General features: G+C 48.1%; 22 protein-coding genes, 4 tRNA genes and 1 other RNA gene. 13 read left to right on the top strand and 14 right to left on the bottom strand.

Going from position 1 to position 24,711, the window contains the following annotated elements:
• The 5 genes from JQX58_RS10970 (at position 1) to JQX58_RS10950 (ending at position 1,122) form a co-directional block, all read left to right on the top strand.
• Positions 1–77: transfer RNA gene (locus JQX58_RS10970), tRNA-Met, on the top strand.
• A 12-nt stretch (positions 78–89) separates the two neighbouring features.
• Positions 90–164, top strand: a tRNA-Gln gene (locus JQX58_RS10965).
• A 21-nt stretch (positions 165–185) separates the two neighbouring features.
• Positions 186–262: transfer RNA gene (locus JQX58_RS10960), tRNA-Met, on the top strand.
• 14 nt (positions 263–276) lie between these two features.
• Positions 277–351 (top strand) — tRNA-Gln (locus JQX58_RS10955).
• 114 nt (positions 352–465) lie between these two features.
• Entirely contained in the window at positions 466–1,122 is a 657-nt protein-coding gene (locus JQX58_RS10950) for a TIGR04219 family outer membrane beta-barrel protein (protein ID WP_204146899.1), read from the top strand.
• A gap of 66 nt (positions 1,123–1,188) precedes the next feature.
• Here JQX58_RS10950 and clpB read toward each other — a convergent pair whose 3' ends face one another.
• From clpB to rluD, 3 genes are all read right to left on the bottom strand, one after another.
• Positions 1,189–3,792 (bottom strand): ATP-dependent chaperone ClpB, encoded by a 2,604-nt coding sequence (gene clpB, locus JQX58_RS10945; RefSeq protein WP_204146898.1) that lies wholly within the window; start codon positions 3,790–3,792, stop codon positions 1,189–1,191.
• Between the two features lie 99 nt (positions 3,793–3,891).
• On the bottom strand, positions 3,892–4,623 hold the full coding sequence (gene pgeF / locus JQX58_RS10940; protein ID WP_204146897.1) for a peptidoglycan editing factor PgeF: 732 nt from the start codon (positions 4,621–4,623) through the stop codon (positions 3,892–3,894).
• A 52-nt stretch (positions 4,624–4,675) separates the two neighbouring features.
• On the bottom strand, positions 4,676–5,656 hold the full coding sequence (gene rluD, locus JQX58_RS10935; protein ID WP_204146896.1) for a 23S rRNA pseudouridine(1911/1915/1917) synthase RluD: 981 nt from the start codon (positions 5,654–5,656) through the stop codon (positions 4,676–4,678).
• A gap of 107 nt (positions 5,657–5,763) precedes the next feature.
• Here rluD and JQX58_RS10930 point away from each other — a divergent pair, with 107 nt between their 5' ends.
• Positions 5,764–6,606, top strand: a complete 843-nt coding sequence (locus JQX58_RS10930) for an outer membrane protein assembly factor BamD (RefSeq protein ID WP_204146895.1) — start codon at positions 5,764–5,766, stop codon at positions 6,604–6,606.
• Positions 6,607–6,666: 60 nt separating this feature from the next.
• On the opposite strand, the gene dapB is transcribed toward JQX58_RS10930, so the two are convergent.
• The 3 genes from dapB to pomA all read right to left on the bottom strand — a co-directional run bounded on the left by dapB (position 6,667) and on the right by pomA (position 9,372).
• Positions 6,667–7,467 carry a 4-hydroxy-tetrahydrodipicolinate reductase gene (gene dapB / locus JQX58_RS10925; protein ID WP_204146894.1) on the bottom strand — a complete coding sequence of 267 codons (801 nt, stop codon included), beginning with the start codon at positions 7,465–7,467 and terminating at the stop codon, positions 6,667–6,669.
• Between the two features lie 105 nt (positions 7,468–7,572).
• Complete coding sequence (locus tag JQX58_RS10920; protein ID WP_204146893.1) at positions 7,573–8,583, bottom strand: flagellar motor protein MotB; 1,011 nt, start codon at positions 8,581–8,583, stop codon at positions 7,573–7,575.
• Positions 8,584–8,616: 33 nt separating this feature from the next.
• Complete coding sequence (pomA, locus tag JQX58_RS10915) at positions 8,617–9,372, bottom strand: flagellar motor protein PomA (RefSeq protein WP_204146892.1); 756 nt, start codon at positions 9,370–9,372, stop codon at positions 8,617–8,619.
• A 171-nt stretch (positions 9,373–9,543) separates the two neighbouring features.
• Between pomA and JQX58_RS10910 the strand changes: the two genes are divergently transcribed.
• The 4 genes from JQX58_RS10910 to JQX58_RS10895 all read left to right on the top strand — a co-directional run bounded on the left by JQX58_RS10910 (position 9,544) and on the right by JQX58_RS10895 (position 13,421).
• Complete coding sequence (locus JQX58_RS10910; protein ID WP_204146891.1) at positions 9,544–9,786, top strand: exodeoxyribonuclease VII small subunit; 243 nt, start codon at positions 9,544–9,546, stop codon at positions 9,784–9,786.
• A complete protein-coding gene (ispA, locus tag JQX58_RS10905; protein ID WP_204146890.1) occupies positions 9,783–10,664 on the top strand; it encodes a (2E,6E)-farnesyl diphosphate synthase in 882 nt (293 codons plus the stop codon). The genes JQX58_RS10910 and ispA overlap by 4 nt, the downstream gene beginning before the upstream one ends.
• 47 nt (positions 10,665–10,711) lie before the next feature.
• On the top strand, positions 10,712–12,595 hold the full coding sequence (dxs, locus tag JQX58_RS10900; RefSeq protein WP_204146889.1) for a 1-deoxy-D-xylulose-5-phosphate synthase: 1,884 nt from the start codon (positions 10,712–10,714) through the stop codon (positions 12,593–12,595).
• A 175-nt stretch (positions 12,596–12,770) separates the two neighbouring features.
• Positions 12,771–13,421: an SDR family oxidoreductase gene (locus JQX58_RS10895; RefSeq protein WP_204146888.1), complete on the top strand. Its 651-nt coding sequence runs from the start codon at positions 12,771–12,773 to the stop codon at positions 13,419–13,421.
• Positions 13,422–13,469: 48 nt separating this feature from the next.
• Here JQX58_RS10895 and JQX58_RS10890 read toward each other — a convergent pair whose 3' ends face one another.
• From JQX58_RS10890 to prfB, 4 genes are all read right to left on the bottom strand, one after another.
• A complete protein-coding gene (locus JQX58_RS10890; protein ID WP_204146887.1) occupies positions 13,470–14,963 on the bottom strand; it encodes an acetyl-CoA hydrolase/transferase family protein in 1,494 nt (497 codons plus the stop codon).
• A gap of 395 nt (positions 14,964–15,358) precedes the next feature.
• Positions 15,359–16,417 (bottom strand): histidinol-phosphate transaminase, encoded by a 1,059-nt coding sequence (gene hisC / locus JQX58_RS10885; protein WP_204146886.1) that lies wholly within the window; start codon positions 16,415–16,417, stop codon positions 15,359–15,361.
• A 121-nt stretch (positions 16,418–16,538) separates the two neighbouring features.
• Positions 16,539–18,041, bottom strand: a complete 1,503-nt coding sequence (gene lysS / locus JQX58_RS10880; RefSeq protein ID WP_204146885.1) for a lysine--tRNA ligase — start codon at positions 18,039–18,041, stop codon at positions 16,539–16,541.
• A 35-nt stretch (positions 18,042–18,076) separates the two neighbouring features.
• Positions 18,077–19,172, bottom strand: a protein-coding gene (prfB, locus tag JQX58_RS10875; protein WP_204146884.1) for a peptide chain release factor 2 whose coding sequence is annotated in 2 segments (ribosomal slippage) — positions 18,077–19,099 and positions 19,101–19,172 — 1,095 coding nt in all. Because the reading frame shifts where the segments join, the coding sequence is not laid out codon by codon here.
• A 143-nt stretch (positions 19,173–19,315) separates the two neighbouring features.
• Here prfB and JQX58_RS10870 point away from each other — a divergent pair.
• The 3 genes from JQX58_RS10870 to JQX58_RS10860 all read left to right on the top strand — a co-directional run bounded on the left by JQX58_RS10870 (position 19,316) and on the right by JQX58_RS10860 (position 20,482).
• Positions 19,316–19,609: a cell division protein ZapA gene (locus JQX58_RS10870; RefSeq protein WP_204146883.1), complete on the top strand. Its 294-nt coding sequence runs from the start codon at positions 19,316–19,318 to the stop codon at positions 19,607–19,609.
• A 122-nt stretch (positions 19,610–19,731) separates the two neighbouring features.
• Positions 19,732–19,909, top strand: a non-coding RNA gene (gene ssrS, locus JQX58_RS10865) — 6S RNA.
• Between the two features lie 6 nt (positions 19,910–19,915).
• On the top strand, positions 19,916–20,482 hold the full coding sequence (locus tag JQX58_RS10860; protein WP_204146882.1) for a 5-formyltetrahydrofolate cyclo-ligase: 567 nt from the start codon (positions 19,916–19,918) through the stop codon (positions 20,480–20,482).
• Positions 20,483–20,500: 18 nt separating this feature from the next.
• Here the strand turns inward: JQX58_RS10860 and JQX58_RS10855 are convergent, their stop codons facing one another.
• From JQX58_RS10855 to JQX58_RS10840, 4 genes are all read right to left on the bottom strand, one after another.
• Positions 20,501–21,049 (bottom strand): PqiC family protein, encoded by a 549-nt coding sequence (locus JQX58_RS10855; protein ID WP_204146881.1) that lies wholly within the window; start codon positions 21,047–21,049, stop codon positions 20,501–20,503.
• Positions 21,046–22,701 carry an intermembrane transport protein PqiB gene (gene pqiB / locus JQX58_RS10850; protein ID WP_204146880.1) on the bottom strand — a complete coding sequence of 552 codons (1,656 nt, stop codon included), beginning with the start codon at positions 22,699–22,701 and terminating at the stop codon, positions 21,046–21,048. Before pqiB ends, JQX58_RS10855 begins: the two co-directional genes overlap by 4 nt.
• Entirely contained in the window at positions 22,698–23,753 is a 1,056-nt protein-coding gene (locus JQX58_RS10845) for a paraquat-inducible protein A (protein ID WP_204146879.1), read from the bottom strand. The genes pqiB and JQX58_RS10845 overlap by 4 nt, the downstream gene beginning before the upstream one ends.
• Before the next feature lie 199 nt (positions 23,754–23,952).
• Complete coding sequence (locus JQX58_RS10840; protein WP_204146878.1) at positions 23,953–24,702, bottom strand: hypothetical protein; 750 nt, start codon at positions 24,700–24,702, stop codon at positions 23,953–23,955.
• Positions 24,703–24,711: the final 9 nt, after the last annotated feature.

Raw genomic sequence — 24,711 nt, 5'->3', positions numbered from 1 at the left:
GGCTATGTAGCTCAGTTGGTTAGAGCACATCACTCATAATGATGGGGTCACTAGTTCGAATCTAGTCATAGCCACCAATTTTGATGAATTGGGGTATAGCCAAGCGGTAAGGCAACGGGTTTTGATCCCGTCATGCGTTGGTTCGAATCCAGCTACCCCAGCCATCAAGATCACAATTTAGCAAAGGCTATGTAGCTCAGTTGGTTAGAGCACATCACTCATAATGATGGGGTCACTAGTTCGAATCTAGTCATAGCCACCAGCTTTTAGATAAGTTGGGGTATAGCCAAGCGGTAAGGCAACGGGTTTTGATCCCGTCATGCGTTGGTTCGAATCCAGCTACCCCAGCCATCTACTTATCTTACTTCTCTACGACTTCCCGATAAATTTATTTCCCGCGTTAGCTTTTTCATATTGCTTCGATATACTCTGAACATTGTTAATATGTTTACAGGGAATACTTTCATGAAGAAAACATTTGCTACCGCCGCCCTTTTACTGGCGACTACCGCCGCACAAGCAGACACCCTAGGTCTTACCGCTGAAGTCGGTCACTTCTCTCCAGACATGTCCTTTAAAGGCACACTTGATGATAATTACGCCAACACAAATTTTGATGGCGAAAACGACACCTATTTTGGCATCGCGTTTGAACATCTAGTGCCACTAGTACCTAATGTACGCCTGCAGAGCGTCACCTTCGAAGGCCGCAATGATGATGTAGCAGCAAAAATCGATACGGTTGACTACACTCTTTACTACGAGATCTTAGACGACCTCACATGGCTTAATTTGGATGCCGGCCTGACATTACGTCAAATGGATGTTGATGCCCGTGTCGGCAATGAGAGAGCCTCTGAAGACGGTGTTATTCCAGCGGGCTACCTATCGGCTTATGTATCGATTCCGACGCTTCCCATTCAGGTAGGCGGTGAGATCAAAGCGATTTCGGCAGGCGATTCCAGCATGAAGGATACAACCTTCAAAATTAAGTACCAATCACCTTTCGTGGTGGGCATTGAAGGCGGCTACCGTGATGTGAGCTTTGATATCGACGAAGGCCGTATCGATTCGGATCTAGACTTTGACGGTTTCTTTGTTGGCGTATACGCAGACTTCTAAGCCTTACAGATATAAAAAAGCCAGAGCAAATGCTCTGGCTTTTTTGTTGACGGGGTTTAAACAAGTTTAAGACGCTTCTAACTCTTCTTTCAAAGCCGTGAAGGTCATCGACTCCCCTTCTACATCCACCTTGATTAAATCACCGGCCACAAACTTGCCACCTAGTAACTCATTCGCCAATGGGTTTTCGATCCACTGCTGAATGGCTCGCTTCAATGGACGCGCACCATAAACTGGATCATAGCCAACCTCGGCTAGACGCTCCATGGCACTGTCACTTAGGTTCATTGACATGCCCATTTCTGCCAAACGTGCATTGAGATGCGCTAGCTGAATCTTAGCAATGCCTTTGATTTGCGATTGCATCAATGGATGGAACACCACCGTCTCGTCGATACGGTTAATAAACTCAGGACGGAAATGCGTACCCACAACTTCCATCACTTTGTTTTTGATCGCTTCGTATTCATCATTACTACGGTACTCTTGGATCAGATCTGAGCCCAAGTTTGACGTCATCACAATGACGGTATTACGAAAATCGACCGTACGGCCTTGGCCATCCGTCAGACGACCATCATCGAGCACTTGCAATAAGATATTGAAAACATCTGGGTGCGCTTTCTCTACCTCATCCAGCAACAACACCGAGTATGGGCGACGACGCACGGCCTCTGTTAGATAACCACCCTCTTCGTAGCCCACATAGCCTGGCGGTGCCCCAATCAAGCGCGCCACCGAATGCTTCTCCATGAACTCCGACATATCCACTCGCACCATGGCCTGTTCGGTATCAAATAAGAATTTCGCCAGTGACTTACATAGCTCAGTCTTACCGACACCGGTTGGCCCTAAGAACAGGAATGAACCATTCGGACGATTTGGGTCTGCCAAGCCGGAGCGGGAACGACGCACGGCATTTGAGACCGCATTCACGGCTTCGTCTTGACCGATCACGGATTCATGCAACGCATCTTCCATACGTAGTAGCTTATCGCGTTCACCTTCCAGCATTTTATCAACTGGGATACCGGTCCAACGCGAGACCACCGTAGCAATCTCTTCTTCGGTAACGCGGTTTTTAAGCAGCTGTGTCACGGTTTCGCTTTCTTCCGCCAGTGTCGCTTTTTCGATCTCGGCCTCAAGCATCGGAATAACACCGTATTGAAGCTCCGACATCTTCGCCAAGTTGCCCTGACGACGTGCTTCTTCCATTTCTTGGCGTACCCCTTCAAGCTCTTCTTTGAGCTTCTGAGCGCCTTGTACGGCCGCCTTTTCAGCACTCCAGATCTCTTCTAGGTCGGAAAATTGCTTTTCTAGCCCAGCAATCTCATCTTCAAGCTCAGCAAGACGCTGCTTGGAGGCTTTATCTTTCTCTTTTTTCAGCGCTTCTTGCTCAATCTTCAACTGGATCAAGCGACGCTCAAGGCGGTCCATTTCTTCTGGCTTAGAATCCATCTCCATGCGAATACGGCTGGCTGCCTCATCCACCAAATCAATCGCTTTGTCTGGCAGCTGACGATCGGTGATGTAACGCTGCGATAGCTTCGCCGCTGCGATGATTGCCGAGTCGGTAATATCTACCCCATGGTGCACTTCGTAGCGCTCTTTAAGACCACGTAAGATGGCAATCGAGTCCAGTACGCTTGGCTCTTCTACCAGCACCTTTTGGAAACGGCGCTCAAGCGCAGCGTCTTTCTCAATGTATTGACGGTATTCATCCAGAGTCGTTGCCCCAACACAGTGCAGCTCACCGCGAGCCAGCGCAGGTTTTAGCATGTTACCCGCGTCCATCGAGCCTTCTGATTTACCGGCGCCCACCATGGTATGGATTTCATCAATAAAGAGAATGATCTGACCTTCTTGCTTCGCCAGCTCATTTAGCACCGCTTTTAGACGCTCCTCAAACTCACCGCGATATTTGGCACCGGCAATCAAGGCGCCCATATCAAGCGCCAAGACGCGCTTATTCTTGAGGCCTTCAGGCACTTCGCCGTTAATAATGCGCTGCGCTAAGCCTTCGACGATGGCGGTCTTACCGACACCAGGCTCACCGATCAACACGGGGTTGTTTTTACGACGACGTTGTAGCACTTGAATAGTACGGCGGATCTCATCATCACGGCCGATCACAGGGTCTAGGCGACCTTCTGACGCACGCGCGGTAAGGTCAACCGTATACTTATCAAGTGACTGACGACTCTCTTCGGCGTTCGGATCATTCACGGCCTCACCGCCGCGCACTGAGTCCACCACGGCTTCGACATCTTTTTTAGTGACGCCGGTTGCTTTCAAGGCTTTGGTTACATCGTCTTTGCCTTCAAACATCGCCAACAGTAATAACTCAGACGAGATGTATTGATCTTTGCGCTTCTGAGCTTCTTTGTCCGCCAAGTTGAGCAAACGCCCAAGCTCAGGTGACATTTGTACGTTGCCATCGTGGTTCGCTACTTTTGGTAAGCGCTCCATGATGCGATTTAGCTCTTCACGAAACTTGGCAACATTGACACCTGCTTGTTGCAAGATTGGGCGCACAGCACCGCCCTGCTGATCCAACAAGGCTTGCAACAGATGCGCCGATTCAATGTAAGAATGATCTTGGCCTAAGGCCACAGATTGCGCATCTGATAAGGCAATCTGTAATTTACTGGTTAATCGATCGATTCGCATGTTTGACCTCCGATAAATCGATTGAAACTGTGTTATTACCGATTTATAGGTGCACTCTTGTGCTTTTCAATGGCTTGACTGTCATTTTTTTGACACCCGTCACTTTTCCAGCCAAATCAAGCTCGCCATGCGCCCAGTTTGCTGATCACGACGATAAGAGTAAAACCGCTCAACATCGCTGTAAGTACACTCATTACCGCCATATATTTGTTCACAACCTGCTTTGATCAAGCGCTGGCGCGCCAATTGATAAAGGTCCGCCAGCCACTTGCCTGGCTGGTCACGCTTAGTAAACGCTGCCTCTGCTGCAGGGTCTACGCTTACAAACGCCGCACGCACCTCATCACCTACCTCAAACACCTGCGGCCCGATCGCCGGCCCAAGCCAAGCGACCACTTCAGTAGGTTCGGAAAATTGCGCCAAGGTATTTTCTAACACACCATCGCATAAGCCACGCCAGCCAGCATGAGCCGCAGCCACTTGTGTGCCAGCCGCATCCGTCATCAGAACCGGTAAGCAATCTGCCGTCAGCACCGCACACACAACATTAGGCTGCGCTGAAAACGATGCATCAGCGGCGCTCAATGACTCTGCGGGTAACGTTGCAACCTCAGCGCTGTGGATTTGATTAAGCCATTGCACCTCGCCTTTAAAGCCTAGCAAAGCTTTGAGCTGCTGACGGTTATGCGCAACATGGCTTGGATCATCGCCTACATGCGCGCCCAAATTAAAACTATTAAAAGGCGCTTTACTGACGCCTCCTAAGCGGGTTGTTGTATACGCCTTTACATGTGCTGGCGCCGGCCACTGCGGTGTTATTACCTGATCCATGACTGTCCTTAAAACTGATAATAAAAAGGCAGCTTAGCGCTGCCTTTAAACTCTATAACATGTAGTCGTTTTGGCCACCATTATGGAGGTCCGACTCTAGTACCGCCAATAAGTCTTGCATATCTTGCGGCAAGTCTACTTCCCATTCCATAAAATCACCGGTAATCGGATGCGCCAGCTCTAGTTTCTTGGCGTGCAGCGCTTGGCGACGGAAGCCGCGTAACGCGTCTTGCAGCTCAGGTGAGCAGCCTTTTGGCATTTTCAAACGCCCAGCATATTGGGGATCGCCCACCAATGGGTATTGTAAGTAAGCCATATGCACACGAATCTGGTGCGTACGCCCAGTTTCAAGCTTAAGACGAATGTGCGTATGGTTATTGTAGCGCTTCACCAAACGGTAATGCGTGATCGCGTCTTTACCATGCACTGGTTCGACAGCCATTTTCTGACGATTATGCGGGTGACGTCCGATTGGCTCATCCACCACGCCACCACCTGTCATCGCACCGATGGTAATCGCCTCGTATTCACGCCCCATGCTGCGATCTTGTAGCTGGGCCACCAAATCGGTCTGAGCTTCAATAGTTTTGGCAACCACCATTAAGCCCGTGGTTTCTTTGTCTAGGCGATGCACGATGCCCGCACGCGGCACCATCGCAGTCTGCGGCGCATGGTGAAGAATGGCGTTCAACAAAGTGCCATCACTGTGCCCTGCTGCAGGGTGTACCACTAAGCCTGCTGGCTTGTTTACAATCAAGATATCATTGTCTTCATAGACGATATCCAGTGGGATTTCTTGAGCATCGTGGTCCGCTTGCTCTTCTAATTCCACATTTAAAGTAATTTTCTCACCACCAAACAGTTTCTCTTTTGGTTTAGTCTGTTTACCATCTACCACTAACACGCCTTCTTTGATCCAACTTTGGATGCGTGAACGTGAGTAATCTGAAAATAATTCGGTAGCAATTTGATCAAATCGCTGTCCGGCGAAATCCAAGTTAACTTGGGCTTCTTTTACTATGCGCTCTGCCATACAATAAACTTTCTTTTGCTCGATGCTGCGTCACTTTGACGCCAAATATGTCAACCGCATAGCCACTGTGAACATGCTATGCCTCTTTTACTAGGGTTGTATTATACATGGGATTTAACAAGACACTGTCACGAATTCTGACAATCGGTACTTTTTACGCCGCACTGACAGCCTGCTCAACGCAACCAACCGTAGAGTCTGACCTGCCAGAGGAAGAGTACTTCCGTCAAGCGCAGGAAGCGCTGGAAAACGATCTGCCAACCACCGCAGCCGAGCAGCTGAAAGAGCTCGAAACTCGCTACCCGTTTGGCGACTATATCGAGCGTGCGCGCCTAGACTTAATTTATGCTCACTACCAAGCAGAAGATTACATCTCAGCCCATGCTACAGCCGATCGTTTTATCAAAAACTACCCTGATAACGACGCATTAGATTACGCTTACTACATGCGCGGTCTATCGACTTACAAAGCAGCTGAAACCTTCTTAGGGCGCTACTTAAACCTAAACCCTGCCGATCGCGATACCACAGAGTTTGATAAATCGTTCAACGAGTTTGCTGACTTCTTGCGTCGCTTCCCTGAAAGCCAATACGCACCCGATGCCAAAGCACGCATGATTTATCTACGTAATATGATCGCGGAGCATGAAGTGGCCATTGCACATTACTACTTCAAGCGTAAAGCACCGCTCTCTGCGCTACGCCGTGGCCAAGAAGTGGTACAAAGCTACCCATCAACGCCTGCCGTAGAAGAAGCTCTTGCCGTCACCGTCCAAGCCTTTATGGATCTTGAGTTGTACGATGATGCCCAAAAGAACCTAGCCGTATTGAAACAAAACTTCCCTAACAGTGAATTTGTTGACGACCAAGGTAAGTTCATCCCATTTGAACTGCCTCGCTCAGCGGATCCAGATCTTCTGTACTGGGTCAGCTTAGGCTTGATCGACTAAGCTACTCACCATAAAAAAGCCGAGCGTAATGCTCGGCTTTTTTATGTTCAATACCGCGAACTATTTTAAGTTCAATACATCCTGCATATCGTACAAACCGTTGCCCTTACCAGACAACCAACCTGCGGCACGTACTGCACCTTTGGCAAACGTCATACGGCTACTGGCTTTGTGTGCAATCTCAATGCGCTCGCCTTCCGTAGCAAACCAAACACTGTGCTCACCCACAACATCGCCTGCACGAATGGTTTCAAAACCGATCTCTTTCGTCGTACGCGGACCGATTTGACCTTCACGGCCATACACTGCGCACTCTTTAAGATCGCGACCCAATGCTTCAGCCACCACTTCACCCATACGTAGCGCCGTACCAGAAGGTGAATCCACTTTGTGACGGTGGTGCGCTTCAACCACTTCCACATCGTAATCATCACCTAAAATCTCAGCCGCCAATGACAACAGCTTCAGTGTTAGGTTAACACCAACACTCATATTAGGCGCGAAGACAACCGAAGTCTGCTCTGCCGCTTGAGCCAATTGCGCTTTTTCATCATCGTTAAGACCAGTGGTACCGATCACAATGGCTTTTTGGTGCGCTGCACAGAAAGCCACGTTTTTAACGGTTAGCGCAGGTGTGGTGAAATCCACCAGCACATCAAAGTCTGCAACACAGTCAGCCAAATCACTCACAGCCTGCACACCTAATTTACCGACACCTGCCACTTCACCGGCATCCGCGCCAACCAAAGAGCTACCTGGCTCAACAATCGCTGCGCCCAGCTCCACGTTATCTGCATCTTGAATGGCTTGGATTAAAGTTTTACCCATACGTCCAGCCGCGCCAATTACTGCAATACGCATTTTTTCTACCCTTAAAATGAATTTTTGAGAAAGATAGCAAAATTCCGTTTAAAACTCAGCTATAGAACGAAAAAAGCGACTCGAAAGTCGCTTTTTAGTGGTTACCTAAAAGATTTCGTCGGGAGCTAACTGGAAGCCACCATCACCTTCGGTAAATAAGTCGTCGGTATTGCTCTCCGCCTCGGTACTTTGCGGATACTCAGGTTCGATCACATTGGTACGCATCAAGTCATTTTGACGAATGACAATCTCTACACGGCGGTTGGTGGCCCGATTCGTCGGCGAATCGTTCGGTACTAACGGTCGAGTATCGGCAAAACCTGTTACCGAAAAACGCCCTTGATCAAGCTGCCCGGTCGAAAACAGCTCTTCTGCTACCGCAATCGCTCGTGCAGAAGACAGCTGCCAGTTGGATCGAAATTGCGAGCTGGCAATGGGAATATTATCCGTATGCCCTTCTACAGCGATGGTCCCATCGATCCCCACCAGTACATCGCGCACCATATCAATGATCGGAATAAAGTCATAATTAAGCTCCGCCGAGCCAGACTCAAACGAGCCTTGATCTTTAAGACGAATGGTAATCATGGTCTCTTGGGTTTCGACCTCGACTGTGCCTTTAGAGATTTCTTCGCGCATCACAGAGGCAACCTGCTGCGCCGTTTCTTCGGTCTGCTGAATTTGCTGCTCACGCTGCATATCCGCTTGTGACATATCCACCGAATTCACTGGTGACGGCTGACCTGCGCCCTCTTGTTCATTGAGTTGTGCAGAGTCTGGCTTACACATTACCTCAAGCGTATTCTCTGGTACATCATCCGCTTTTTGACGCACTTCGTTAATCGGTGTGGGTTCTGGTCGACCTGGGCTAAACTCTTGCGCAATAATCGACGTTCCCATCGGGATAGATTCCGCTTCGATTTGCTTCTGCACCCCAAACGCCATGCGCATAGAGCCCGCCAATTGCTTAAACTTCAATACGTCCATCTCAGCAAAAGATAACAGCAACACGAAGAAACACATCAGCAACGACATCAAGTCGGCAAATGTCCCCATGTAGGCCGGTAGGCCCTCTATACACTCGGGGCAATCGTTTTCGTCTTCTTCATCACTCATGATACTAAGATCCAGTTATCACTTAGAAACAGATTATTCGCGCTCAACACGCTTGCCTTCGGCAATGTAGGTTTTTAGAGCACCATCTAATACACGCGGGTTTTGACCTGCCTGAATCGCTAGCAAAGCATCTAAGATGAGCTTTTGGCACAACAATTCTTCATTGGCACGGTTAGTCAATTTGGCTTGGATAGGCAGGCAGACCATGTTGGCCAGTACAGCACCATAAAGGGTCGTAAGAAGAGCGACCGCCATCGCGGGACCGATGGCTTTCGGGTCATCCATGTTGGCTAGCATCTGTACTAGACCCACCAAGGTACCGATCATTCCCATCGCCGGCCCAGTGTCACCAAAGGCTTTAAATACCTTGGCACCATTGTCGTGGCGGGTAAACGCTTGGTTCATGTCTTTGGAAAGTTGCGCTCGTACCACCGAGCTATCATGGCCATCCACCAGCATTTGAATGCCTTTGGACAAAAATGGGTGGCTGACTTCTTTACCTTCAAGGGATAGCAAACCACCTTTACGTGCTTCGTCTGCAAGACCGTAGATTTCATCAATCAGGGTATCCAGCGGCACGCTTTTGAACATAAAGGCCTTAGCAGCCGACTTGCCCGCCCCTAAAAACTGCCCGAGCGGGTATTGCATCAACACAACGAAAGTAGAACCGATCAATACGATAAGTACCGATGCAGGGTCCAAGAACATCCCTGCCGAACCACCCAAAAGTATGGCCATCAAGACAATGACAAAGGCACCAATAAGGCCTAATAACGTTGCGATATCCACACACGTCTCCTACGAATAAAGCTATAATGCAACTCAGTACAATCCATTTTAAAACAAATAGTAGCGTCGCGTCTTAGTTAGACGCTACTATTTTGTAACTTTAGAGTGACATCACTCGTGAATTATGCGGAATTCTGTTACAAATTGTAGGTTATCAAAAGAGAAGTATTTATGTCTCGTAAAACAAGCGTTCGCCATTTCGAAGACAACCTATCGGAACTGGAAAACATCGTCGCCCAATTAGAATCCAATCAACTGTCCCTTGAGGACGCCCTAAAAGCCTTTGAAAAAGGCGTTAAGCTAAGTCAAGACTGCCAGTCTGTGCTGACTCAAGCAGAGCAAAAAGTCCAAATCTTACTTGAAACCAATGACGGCGAACGCCTAGAAAACTTTGACGCGGAAACAGAACAGTGAACCTAGAGCAATTCTCGTTGTATGCCCGTGAGCGTGTGAATCGTTACTTAGATCAATCACTGACGGACTACCCACTCGCAGCCACCTTACAAGAAGCCATGCGCTACAGCCTATTTAATGGTGGTAAACGTATCCGCCCAATGCTGACATACGCGGTAGCCGAGCTGTTTGGTGAAGCCAATACTCTGACGGATGCCAGTGCCGCTGCAATCGAATCGATTCACGCTTACTCACTGATCCATGACGATCTTCCGGCGATGGACGATGATGACCTACGCCGCGGTAAACCGACCTGCCATATTCAATACGACGAAGCGACCGCCATATTAGCCGCCGATGCCTTACAAACGTTTGCGTTTGAATTATTAAGCCAACCAGAGCTTAATCAAGCGGCGACACAACTGAGTTTGATCCAAACCCTACAGCATGCGTCTGGTCGCTTTGGCATGATCACAGGGCAAATGATTGATTTATCCAACGTCGATAAAGATATGGATCTTAGCGACCTAGAGCAGATGCATCGCCACAAGACTGGCGCCATCATTCGTGCAGCGGTGAAAATGGGCGCGCAAAGTGTGGGCGTGACAGAAGCTTCAACGCTGCAAGCGCTGGATAACTACGCCGCCGCAATTGGTCTCGCTTTTCAAGTGCAAGACGACATTATCGACATTACCAGCGACACCGAAACCCTCGGTAAAGCACAGTTTTCTGACACGGACGCCAACAAACCCACTTATCCAAAATTGCTAGGATTAGATGGAGCCAAAGCCCTCGCCAAACAACTTCATGACGAAGCGATTGCCGAAGTGGCGCCTTTTGGAGCAAAAGCAACACCATTAGTAGAGCTTGCGAACTATATTATTGACCGCAACCACTGATATAATGCTCCGCTATTTTAGACAGAATAAGTGACCTCTTGGTGCCCATGTTCGAAACGATACCCACTTCGCGTCCAGTGACGCCATTACTAGACCAAATCGACAGCCCAGCAGATCTACGCCAATTGAGCAAAAAAGATCTGCCTGTATTGGTGCGCGAACTGCGCGAGTTTATGCTTTACAGCGTGGGCCAAACTGGCGGTCATTTTGGCGCCGGTCTTGGTGTGGTCGAATTAACCGTTGCCTTACATTACATTTTTAACACGCCAGAAGATCGTATTGTCTGGGACGTGGGTCACCAAGCTTATCCGCATAAGATTTTAACAGGGCGTCGCGATGCCCTACTCACGATTCGTCAAGAAACCGGTATCTCTGGTTTTCCTAAACGTGAAGAAAGCGTTTACGACACCTTTGGCGTAGGCCACTCAAGCACTTCGATCGGGGCGGCATTAGGCATGGCACTGGCGGCACGACAGCTCGATACTGGCCGTAAAGCCGTAGCCGTGATCGGCGATGGTGCTATGTCGGCGGGCATGGCATTTGAAGCCCTCAATCACGCCGGCCATGTTGAAGCCGACATGTTAGTCATTCTAAACGACAACGAAATGTCGATCTCTAAGCCAGTGGGCGCACTGTCTAGTTCTCTAGCACGCATTTGGGCCAGCAAAACCTACGAAAACCTTCGCGAAGGTGGTCGTAAGGTCTTCTCTGGTTTGCCTTCAGCCCTAGAGCTGGCGCGCAAAGCCGAAGAACATATGAAAGGCATGGTCGCGCCAGGCACCATGTTTGAAGAGCTTGGTTTCAATTACATTGGCCCAATTGACGGTCATGACATCGAGCTTCTGACGCAAACCTTGCACAACCTGAAAGATCGCAAAGGCCCGCAGTTTCTGCATGTGATCACCAAAAAAGGCAAAGGCTTTGAGCCAGCCGAAGGTGACCCGATCGGCTACCACGCCATCAACAAAGTGGAGCCCGACCCGCAGCCAGCCCCACAAGCCAGCAAACCTAAATTGCCTAAATACAGCAATATTTTCGGCCGCTGGGTTTGCGATGCCGCGGAGCAAGACGAGCGCCTAGTGGCCATCACGCCAGCGATGAAAGAAGGCTCTGACCTGATTGAATTCGCTGAGCGCTTCCCCGAGCGTTACTTTGATGTTGCCATTGCCGAACAACACGCTGTAACTTTGGCCGCTGGTATGGCCTGTGATGATTTGAAACCAGTCGTTGCCATCTATTCCACTTTTTTACAACGTGGCTACGATCAACTGATCCATGATGTTGCGCTACAAAACTTAGATGTTTTATTTGCCATCGACCGCGCCGGCTTAGTCGGCGAAGATGGTCCAACCCATGCGGGTGCATACGATCTAAGCTATCTTCGCTGCATCCCCAATATGGTTGTCATGGCACCGTCCGATGAAGACGAATGTCGCAAACTACTGCACACAGGTTACCAACACCAAGGCCCAGCGGCAGTACGCTACCCGCGTGGCACAGGGCGTGGCGTTAGTATTGGCTCAGAACTTGACACTGTTGCTATTGGTCAGTCGCGCGTGCTTCACCAAGGCAGTGGCGAGGTTGTTATTTGTGGCTTTGGTCGCCCGACTTACGATGCTCTAAAAGCCGCGCAAGCACTCAATGCCACCTTGATCGATATGCGCTTTGTGAAGCCTCTAGACGAAGCAGCGATCTTGTCCCACAAAGACGCCAAGCTGTTTGTCAGCGTCGAAGAAAATGCCATCATGGGCGGCGCAGGATCAGCTTTGAATGAGTTTTTGCAGTCGCAAAATATCACCACGCATGTGCTGCAGCTTGGTTTACCTGACCGCTACGAAGAGCATGCCACTCATCAATCAATGTTACGCCATGTAGGCCTAGATGAAGATGGTATTCTGCAGGCGATTAAACAAAAGCTCGCTACTATTTAACGTAACCTCACACTAGATACTTATTTCATCAAAGATATGTCAAAGGCTTACCATGCACAGCCTTTGACAGATTCCTCAAAACTATCAAGAGACTATGAAAACAGCGATTTGTCCACAATAGCTGCTTAGTTTTTGTATAACCTTATGGCAGATTCTTTAATAGGAGACCTAAGCTATGAATACTATTTTAGTAATCGGTGCTACCGGTCAAGTAGGACAAAAAGTTTGTCAAAAATTGGCCTATAGAGGCTATCAAGTGCGCGCCTTGGTGCGCGACCTCGATAAAGCCACTGAAATCCAACACAGCAATGTGGAGCTGTTTCAAGCCAACCTTGAAGACGACTTTAGTGACGCCTTTGATGGGGTGCAAAAGGTTGTGTTTGTAGCAGGATCAGGCGCCGATACTGGATTTGATAAAACTGTTATGATTGATCTTTGGGCCGCACGACGTGCTGTTGATTACGCCGAAGAAGAGCCTAGTGTCGAGCACTTTGTACTGCTCAGCTCCTATGGTGCCCACGACCCAGAGGACATGGACGGCAAGATAAAACCTTACATCATCGCCAAACACTTGGCCGACGAATATTTGATGGACAGCACTGTTCCTCACACCATATTACGTCCTGGTCCACTCACCGATGAGCCAGCACAAAATGGCTTCTCTAATGAACGCCCTGACAGCTTGGCATTTGAAGATATGCAAATCTCCCGCGCCGATGTCGCTGAAGCACTCTACTTCTGTGTTGAGCAAGATTGCAGCAAAGTCAAAGTGATCGAACTATTCAGCGGGCACGCTTCCCCTTACGAAGCCATCTGTTTGCAATAACGTTTATCATAGTGAAAAAAGGCGCCCTAGGCGCCTTTACTTATGGTATCAATCTAGCTTCATTGAGCCTTGCTGCTCCAAGTTAAGATGCCAAGCAAACGCTTCTTCCAGCAAATGTGGCGTGTGACCACCGCGTGCACAAGCGCGCTCATAGTAGTCTAGCAACTGGTTGCGATAATCAGGATGCACACAATGCTTGATCACCTGCACGGCACGCTCACGGGGCGCTAGGCCACGTAGATCCGCCAAACCTTGCTCAGTCACTAAAATATCTACATCGTGCTCGGTATGATCCACATGACTCACCATTGGCACAACACTGGAAATAGCGCCGTTTTTAGCCATCGATTTGGTCACGAAGATCGACATATGGGCGTTACGCGCAAAGTCTCCAGAACCACCAATACCATTCATCATTTTGGTACCACTAACATGCGTCGAGTTAACATTGCCGTAGATATCAAATTCAAGTGCTGTGTTAATAGCAATGATACCCAAGCGACGCACTACTTCTGGGTGGTTCGACATTTCTTGTGGACGTAAAATCAGCTTATCTTTATACGCTTCAATATTATCGAACACCTTGGCATTCATACGCTCAGATAAAATAACTGAACAGCCTGAAGCAAAGCGCATTTTACCGGCATCAATCAAATCAAAGGTAGAGTCCTGCAACACCTCAGAGTACATGGTTAGGTCTTCAAAGTCCGAATCCAACAAGCCCATCATCACTGCGTTAGCAATACTGCCGATGCCAGCTTGCAACGGCCCTAAATTGGTTGCTAAACGCTCATCAGCCACTTCTTGTTTAAAAAACGTAACTAAGTGCTGAGCAATCGCAGCGGTGTCTTGGTCAGGATCAGTTACCGTAGAGTAAGAGTCCGGTGTGCTGGTGAAGACAATACCCGCGATCTTCTCCGGGGGGATAGGGATCGCGGTTTGACCAATGCGGTCATCAACTTTAACAATCGGGATAGGCGTGCGCTCAGGGCGGTAGGTCGGAATATAAATGTCATGCAACCCTTCTAGCTTGTCGCTGTGCAGGGTATTGATCTCAACAATGACTTGGTCAGCAAACACCGCAAAACTTGCCGAATTACCCACCGAGGTTGTCGGCACAATATGGCCTTCTTCAGTGATTGCGACGGCTTCGATAATCGCCACATCAGGGCGCGTCAGTTGATGGTTACGTAGCTGCTCCACCATCTCTGACAAATGCTGGTCGATAAACATCACCTCACCTTGGTTAATGGCTTTACGCAAGGTGGTATCTACTTGAAACGGCATACGTCGCGCTAAACTGCCCGACTCCGTCAAAATCTTATCTAAGTCATTACCTAGTGACGCCCCCGTCATCAGGTTAATTTTAATCGGCTGCTCACTGACTCGCTTCGCCAGTGCTGTAGGGACTGCTTTGGCTTCTCCAGCACGAGTAAAGCCACTCATGCCCACCGTCATACCATCTTTAATAAACTCACTGGCCTGCTCTGCCGACATGACCTTATCGTGCAAACCGTTATGACGAATTCTCTCTAACTGCATCTCAAGACCTTTAACTATTTTTTATTGGTTTTCTCTAGGAACAATACAAATTCTTTTACGCCCCGCCGTTTTGGCTCAACAAAAAAGAATGAATACTGATGGCGATTGAGGGCATTGAAACGCCTGCTCATGACCATCCGCCTATTTTAAAGGTCGCGTTTAGCTAGGTAATTTGAACTAAAGTCGTACTTAGAGCGCTTTCCTTAAAGCGGGAAAATTTAGACTTATATTTTCTAATTTAGAACATATTTAACTAACTAAGATATAACGTTTTAGAAGTGATGTAATACAAATACATATCTTGGCAAGCACTTTTGCTAAGCCCACAAAAAAGGGCTTAATAAGTAGTCTACCTATTAAGCCCTTATCGCTCAGTCAGCAATATAGCGACGTCACTAGAAGTTTTTCAGTGCTGTCACTAGAGCCGCCATCTCGGCATCGGTACCGATAGTGATGCGCAAGAAGTTGCCGATACGCGGTTTATTGCCAAAGTAACGCACTAAAATACCCTGCTCTTTTAGCCCTAGATATAAGCTTTCAGCCGCTTTATCTGGGTGCGTCACAAAAACGAAGTTAGTGGCCGAAGGCAACACTTCAAAGCCTAGCTTCTCAAGCTCTGTCACGGTCCAATCACGCGTGGTCACGGTGCGCTTGCAGATGTCTGCAAGATACGCTTCGTCTTCCACCGCTGCCGTCGCACCCGCTAACGCAATGCGATCAATTGGGTACGAGTTAAATGAGTTTTTAAGACGCTCTAAACCTTCGATTAAGTCTGGATGCGCAATAGCATACCCTACGCGAATCCCCGCTAAAGCACGTGATTTAGACAAGGTTTGCGACACAATCAAATTCGGATATTGGTTCACCAGTGTGGTGGCACTTTGGGCACCAAAGTCGACATAGGCTTCATCCACTAATACCACGATATCAGGGTTAGCTTTCAGAATATGCTCGATATCTGCTAAGGGTAGAGCTTTACCGGTTGGCGCGTTCGGATTGGTGATGACAATGCCAGATACGTCTAGGTTATCGTAGTCGCTTGGCACAATATCAAACTCATCGTTTAGCGGTACGATATCTGGTGTAATGCCGTATAGGTTGGCGTACACCTTATAAAAGCTATAAGTGATGTCAGCAAAGGCTAGTGGCTTACCACCAGCAAAGTAACCCATAAACGCCAGTGCCAACACCTCATCAGAACCATTACCGACGAATACTTGATTAGGCTCTACCGCGTAGGATTTGGCGATCGCATTTTTAAGCACCTGACAGTTTGGATCAGGGTATAAACGTAGCTTCTCTGTCACCTGCTCCTGCATCGCTGCGATGGCTTTTGGCGACGGACCATACGGGCTTTCGTTGGTATTTAGCTTAATGTATTGCTTATCTTGTGGTTGCTCCCCTGGCACATACGGGTCAAGGGCGGCAATTTTATCAGTCCAAAATCGGCTCATTACAACGCTCCATTTGCAAAGGCCTGAGCCTTTACGATTAAAGTTTTAAAGAAACCATAAAATAAGGCCTCATAAGAGGCCTTAAAATAGTCGTTTATTACTTGCTAACGCGCGCCTCAGATTAGTCTTGTGGGCGCATATGCGGGAACAACAACACGTCACGGATCGAAGCCGAATCAGTGAACAACATCACCAAACGGTCGATACCGATACCTTGGCCAGCTGTCGGTGGTAGACCGTATTCTAGGGCATTGATGTAGTCTGCATCGTAGTGCATGGCTTCATCATCACCCGCGTCTTTCTCTTCTACCTGACGGCGGAAACGCTCCGCTTGATCTTCAGCATCGTTAAGTTCTGAGAAACCGTTTGCGATTTCACGACCACCAACGAAGAACTCAAAGCGATCAGTAATGAAAGCATTATCATCGTTACGACGTGCTAGAGGTGATACTTCAGCTGGGTATTCGGTGATGAAAGTCGGTTGAATCAACTTGCTCTCAGCAGTTTCTTCGAAGATTTCCGTCCAAAGCTTACCAAGCCCCCAGATCGGCTGAACATCAATGTGCAGTTTTTTAGCCACTTCAGTCGCTTTCTCAACCGTATCAAGGTCGTCAGCACTCAACTCAGGGTTGTAGTGCAGGATCGCTTCTAACATTGTCATGCGAGCAAACGGTGCACCGAAATCAAATTCGTGCTCGCCGTACTGTACAACGGTTTTACCCAATACTTCTTCAGAAACCGTGCGCAGCATTTCTTCGGTCAGGTCCATCAGATCTTTGTAATCCGCGTACGCTTGGTAGAATTCGATCATAGTGAATTCAGGGTTGTGGCGCGTCGACACACCTTCGTTACGGAAGTTACGGTTGATCTCAAATACACGCTCAAAACCACCGACGACCAAACGCTTCAGGTAAAGCTCAGGAGCGATACGCAAAAACATGTCCATATCCATGGCATTGTGATGCGTCACGAAAGGACGCGCTGATGCACCACCAGGGATCGTTTGTAGCATTGGAGTTTCCACTTCCATGAAACGACGATCTTCTAGGAAGCGACGAATCGTAGAAATGATTTTTGAGCGTACTTGGAACGTCGTGCGCGACTCTTCGTTAACGATCAAGTCTACGTAACGCTGACGGTAACGCATTTCCATATCCGCCAAGCCATGGTGCTTGTCTGGTAATGGGCGTAGCGATTTGGTTAGTAGCTCAACCGATTGCATATCCACGTACAGATCGCCTTTACCAGACTTGTGTACCGGACCGGTGACACCAATGATATCGCCAAGGTCCCAGCTCTTGATTTCTTTCAATAGCTCAGGATCTAACGCTTTACGGTTGATGTACGCCTGAATCTGACCGCTCATATCTTGCAGCAACATGAACGCACCACGATTACGGATAATACGGCCAGCAATGCTTACCACATGATTCTTTTCTTCTAACTCAGGCTTTTCAAATTGGCCCAGCTCCGCTTGCAAGTCTGCCGCATAGGCATCGCGACGGAAGGTATTTGGAAAGGCATTGCGCTGTTCACGGATCGCCGCCAATTTTGCGCGGCGCTCAGCCACTAAACGGTTATCTTCGCTGTTTACGTTGCTATCGTTTTGCGTTTCGTTAGACATGGTCTTGTTATGTACTCTTCATCAAATGGTGTGCGTTACAGGCCTTGCTTAAGGCTTGCCACAATAAATTGGTCTAGGTTGCCATCCAATACCGAGCCGGTATTAGAGCTTTCAACGCCAGTACGTAAGTCTTTAATACGGGACGCGTCCAGTACATAGGAGCGAATTTGGCTACCCCAACCGATATCCGACTTACTATCTTCTTGTGCTTGAGCTGCTTCCGTACGCTTTTGCATTTCCAACTCGTACAACTTGGCACGTAATTGTTTCATGGCGAAGTCACGGTTAGCGTGTTGCGAACGCTGGTTTTGACATTGCACTACGATACCCGATGGATCGTGGGTAATACGCACCGCTGAATCCGTGGTGTTGACGTGCTGACCACCGGCACCTGATGAACGGTAAGTATCAATACGCAGATCCGCTGGATTGATATCAATCTCGACGTTGTCATCGATCTCAGGCGATAAAAATACCGAGGCAAAAGACGTATGACGGCGATTACCCGAGTCAAACGGTGATTTACGGACTAAGCGGTGTACGCCCGTTTCAGTGCGCAACCAACCAAATGCGTATTCACCTTCAAAGCGTACTGAAGCCGATTTGATGCCTGCCACTTCACCTGCTGACACCTCAATGATCTCAACTTTGAAGCCTTTATCTTCGCCCCAACGCAAGTACATGCGCAGCAACATATTGGCCCAATCTTGAGCTTCCGTACCACCCGAACCAGCTTGAATATCCAAAAAGGCATTATTCTGGTCCATTTCACCCGAAAACATACGACGAAACTCTAGGGTACCCAGCTGTGCCTCAAGCTCTTCAAGCTCAAGTTGTACTGCTTCGACAGACTCTTCGTCGTTTTCTTCGACGGCCATCTCAAGCAAGGTATTGGCATCATCCACACCGGTTTCAAGGTTATCGATAGTGGACACAACACCTTCTAATGTTGAACGCTCTTTACCCAATTTTTGGGCATAGTCAGGGTCGTTCCAAACATTGGGATCTTCTAACTCGCGGCTAACTTCTTCTAGACGCTCTTTCTTTGACTCGTAGTCAAAGATACCCCCGGAGCACTTGAGTACGCTCAGAAAGGTCTTTTATCTTTGAAATAATCGGATTAATTTCCATTTTTACGTCAATTTGCTATAAATTTTAGGTGGATTTAACGAATCGCCAATTGTAACGAATTTACCTGCGGCATAAAATGTTATTCGTTGCGAAAATCATGGAAATTCAACTAATTTAACGCCTATCTAGCTGTCGGAGATATCATGGAAAAGCCAACTATTGCTATCGACATTCTGGGCAAATCTTTCAACATCAACTGTCCGAAAGGCCACGAGACTGAATTAAAAGAAGCCGCAGAATATCTGAATAATCAAATGCGTGAGCTGCGAGCAAGCGGAAAGGCTGTCGGTCTTGAAAAAATTGCTATCATCGCCGCTTTAAACATCACCCACGATTTGTTATCGAGCCGCCAATACGCTCGCTCAAACGAGCAACAGCTGCGTGAGCTAACGTCACAGCTGGATTCTGCGCTGGGCCAACAAAACAAAGCAGGCTAATTATACAAAGTCAGGTTACAAGGCGTTTAGCAAGTGATTTGTTCACGAAAATTCTTCAAGTCGCGCCCAGCAAGCCCAGAATCTTAAGATGATTTTTTGCCATCCCTCCCCTATACTAGCGGTGTTTCCTGGGTTGTACGAAGCGGCTTAACGCCCTTGAGCCTATGAGCAATAACCCGGAATGATACTGCAGATTCGGTGAGCAAGTCCGTGCGACGGAAAGCCTAAAGAGTCTCAGTGACTTCCACCTTGAACCACTGGGTTCAAGGCCAATAGCCGAAACGGCAACTTGGGAAACTCTTTTCTATGTCTCTAGATCGACAAGCACTTCGCAAACATCTTCGCTCACAACGCCAACAGCTAACCGAGTCCGAGCAAGCACTAGCAGCCGAGCAAGTTACGCAAACCTTTTTATCAGCTTTAGCGAGCAACTTACCTAAACAAGCCAATCTTGCTTTATATCTCACTAACGATGGCGAGATTTCTCCCAGCGAGATTTGTAAGTGGTGCTGGGCGAATGATATCAATGTCTTCTTACCGGTACTCGACGGCCAAGCCCTCGTGTTTGCTCGCTATACCAGCGACTGTGAGTGGCAAAAAAATAGCTTTGGTATTCTTGAGCCGATTGATCCTAACCCTGCCACGGGCAGCGATATGGATCAGGTACTCATGCCATTAGTTGGATTTGATGCCCAAGGCGGACGCCTAGGCATGGGTGGAGGTTTTTACGATCGCACTTTTGAGCATAAAGCCGAACGCACTCAACTCATCGGACTGGCGCACGACTGCCAAGAAGTAGAGAGCTTACCAATTGAGTCTTGGGATGTTCCGCTGGGCGGCATTTTAACCCCTAGTCGCTTTATCCCTTGCTAATACTTTCTAGCCAAAGTGCTAACGTGCACTTTGGCTGATTTGCACCTGCTGCAGAATCTCTTTACCTAATCGCTCCACCAACTCTGACATCACCGATACCGCATATGGGTAACCGGACTCATTCAGCGGTTGCTGCAGTGAAAAGCGCTGCTGCGTAAGCGTGCCGTCTTGGCCCTCTACCGAATAATGCCCAGCCAAAATCACTGAATCCTGATCAATAATATGGAAGTAATCGACGTTAAGCTCTAATTCTAACGCCGCTTGTGACGCATCCTGCACTAACCACAACTGATTGGCTAAGGCCTTTTCAATACCAACTTGTAACGGTTCTGCCCATAAATGATTGGTCGAAAAAAACAGTTCGTGCTCAGACACCTGCAACACCATATTAGAGCTTTGCAAATATTCAGCCAGCGTAATAGAACTCAACTCTATTGGCGTGACCTGCTGGGTTGACTCTGTGGCTTTAGGTGCACCATTCAAGACATAATACTTAGGTGGTTCTAGTGTGCTGGTGGCACAGGCACTGAGCAACACCATACATAGCACTGCGGCAAAAATCTTCATCGTTTCACTCCTTGTGGCTCAATATCTGGCGCGACTTGGCTCTTAAAAATCAGACTGTTTGGAGCACTGTTCATTTTTTGCAATAGCGGCTTCAACTCGCGAATCGCCTCTTGAATCTCGGTCATGGTTTCATTAACAGAAGACATACCCTGCTCGTCTTCAGATAAATTGGTGAGCAAAGTATTCAGACTTGCCAAGGTGTCATTTAGACCGCGCATATCCAGTTGATCAAGCTTAGTAGTGAGTGAGTTGCTGGTGTCATTAAATGCTTGCGCGCTACTGGCAAGATCTTGCAACAGAGTGCGTAAATCTTGGGCAACGCCATTGATTGGCAGATCATTCACCTTCTCAAGCGTGGTATTAATCTGCTCCGCCAGCTGCATAATTTGCCCCGGTACAGTCGGAATCACGGTATAACCCGCTACCTCACCCAAGCGTGCAGACTCAACATCATCGTAGTGTTGTAAATCGACGAATACCGACCCTGTGAGCAAGTTTCCAGTTTTTAAGGAAGCACGCAAACCGCGCGCCACCCACGCTTCTAACTGTTGTGCAATGCGTTGTTTACCCTGCTCATCATCGGTTAAATTGGCTCGTCCTGGCTGAATTGAAATGAGTACCGGAATTTTATACGCATCGGCCTGAATCTCACGATCATCGCTTTCAAGCTTTAAATTAACCTCTTCAACTTGGCCAATTTTTAACCCTCGATACTCCACTGGCGCACCTTCAACCAAACCACGCACTGAGCTTTCCACTAAAATAACGTAGTACACCGTTTGTTCATAACGGTGCGCCACGGCGCTTTTCTTAGTGGGATAAATGTGGAACACACGGTCTTCACTTAAGGGCTCTACCGGTGGCATTTCGTTAGGTTCATCAAAGGTAATACCGCCCACTAACAAAGATTCTAAACTTGAGGTGGTCACACCTAGCCCCTCAACACCAAGCTCAAGCTCGATGCCACTTGAATTCCAAAAGCGTGTGTTAGAAGTAACCAGTTGATCGAAGGGCGCTTCGATAAAGGCACTGTATTCAGCGCGGCGTGATTTTAGGTCGTATTCCACGGTTTCAATACGTCCGACTGACAAGCCACGGTAGATCACCGGATCGCCTACTTTAGCGGTAAATGACTGCTCACTTTGTAGGTACACGCGTAAGCCAGGTGTGCCGATTGGCGTCACTGGCGGATCACTTAACCCTTTAAACTGACGCGCTGGTTCACCCTCTACCCCTGGCGACATATCAATGTAAGAGCCTGATACTAACGTCTGCAAGCCAGAAATTCCGGCTAAAGAGACTTGCGGTGAAACCACCCAAAAACGCGTATCCGTGCGCAGGTACTTTTCCGCATCACTGTCTAGATTAGCGGTCACTAAAACACTGGAGGAGTCATCGCTTAAACGGATGTCGTCGACCCGTCCGATCACTACGTCTCGAATTTTCAACTGCGTTTTACCAGCTTCAAGACCCGCCGCCGTTTCAAACTCTATTTCAATACTGACACCTTGCCCTTTGATATCTTGGAAGATAAACCAAGCCCCCAAGATAAGAGTCACCAAGGGAATCAACCAAATCTTAGAAATATTGCGGGTACTTTTCACGACGGCCACAGCTCCTTTGTTGGCTTGATGGTCTTTGGTTGAACTCATGACTCTTGCTCCCATAACAGACGACTGTCAAACGATAAAGCGGCCAGCATGGTCAAGATAACGACCGCACAAAATGCCACCACAGCGGGCCCAGGAAAGACACTCATGGTGCTGCCTAATTGCACTAACCCCGCTAAGATCGCCACCACAAACACATCGATCATCGACCAACGTCCCATCAATTCAGTGACACGGTATAAAATATAACGTTGCTGGCTACTGAAAGAGCGGCGCGATTGCACCGAATAACTTAAAAAGGCTAATGCTAAAATTTTGAAGATCGGCACCATGATACTGGCGATAAAAATTACCATGGCGATAAAGTAAGAACCGTTTTGCCACATGGTAATTACCCCCGCGACAATAGTAGAAGGTTCTGCGTCGCCTAAAAATTGAGTGGTCATAATTGGGAGTAGATTAGCGGGCAAGTACAGTAATACTGACGTCAGCAGTAATGCCCAAGTCCATTGCAGCCGTTGTTGCGCTCTAATAGGACGATTTTCAGTAGGAATTTTCTTTAGTAAAGCCAACTCGATTTGGCGGCGATCAAGATGCATCAGGGTCAATATAAACATCACGATAAAACCGCCATAAAAATAAAACGCTGGCCCCAAACCAATGTCCGCCATGGCCACCAGTTTGACCATACTGATCAAGGCGCCAACGATAAAGACTTCAGGCATGCACCACTTAAGGAAGCTAAAACACCAGCGGATTTGGGCTTGGGCGGCCGTCACACCGAGCTGCCATTTAATGGCAATGCCCCACATAACCAGCATCACCAACACACAACCAGGAAGCGCAATACAGACCGTAAAGATCAATATTGCCAGGCCTAAATACATTTGTTCGGCGAGTGTCTCAACCACAGAAAACAAGGTAATGGAGGTTTTGAGACCATTAATATCAAACGATAAAAAGGAGAAGGTAAGCGCCAACACTAGTAACAATAAGGCTGAACAACTCAGCGCCAGCATTTTTTCTGCCCAGTTCGGCTGAAGCATAGTCAGTACATGATCACAGCGGGGGCAATGGGCTTTTTGCTTCGGCATAAGCCTAGGCACCATAGTCTTTAAGCCACAGTGACTGCATGTAATGACTCGCGCTGATTGATCCATTTGCGTCATGACCGCGCACTACCCAGTAAACATCCCATAAGATTTACATTAAGCCAAAAAAAGCACGCTATAGCCATAGCACGCTTTTAGTTACCCATATATGTGCTTATTTCTTAGAAAGCGCTTTCTATTCCTAATCCCAAGCCAAAGGTTGCACCATCACAAAGGCAGGGTACTGAGGTTTTCCTGGCCAACGCTGCCCAAGCGCTTCCAGCATGGATGGCATTACCGTGAGCTCAAGCTCAAGATCAGGTCGCAGCATTAGCTCCAGCAACGGTTGTTGAGTCAATCTTTCGTTTAACACCAGTTGCGGTCGATCCGCTTCAAGAGTGACTTCAGCGTACCAATGATCAACGTGAGTTTGAGTGGAATAACCGTTGAGGCGATGCTTAATCAGACCATTAGACCAATGCGCTTGTCCCATGAGTTGTCGCCATTGCTGAGATTGCCAATCATAGTTTAGCTGCCACTGCTCAAGCTGAATATCCTCTCCAGCTAACACCACGTTTTGCTTGGCCGGTATCAAGCGATTGATTAACTTAGGGCGAATATAACCCTGATCAAGCCAGATTGTTGACTGACTGAAGCTTACCGTAAAGCGCCCGCTGGCAGATGCATCAGGGTGCGCAAGTGACCATTCAAAAGGCTCCAAAAGATGAGATTTTGACCACGAAAGGGATGCAGAGGAAAGTTGATTGGAAAGCTGAACGACCGCCTGACCACGCCACCAATGCCCAGATAACGTCTGTAGCCCCCAATTACTAGGCAAAGCTTGCTGCAATAGCGACTGCCATATTGTTAACGGTAGACAAAATAAGACGACCAAAAGCGTTACAAAGCCGAGCAGACTGGCTAGGCTCGCATTGACTTTATAACGCTTCACGAACAGGCC

The organism is Marinomonas ostreistagni (genome assembly GCF_016888445.1).
Lineage (GTDB): Bacteria > Pseudomonadota > Gammaproteobacteria > Pseudomonadales > Marinomonadaceae > Marinomonas > Marinomonas ostreistagni.
This window is presented reverse-complemented; position numbering and strand designations above follow the sequence as displayed.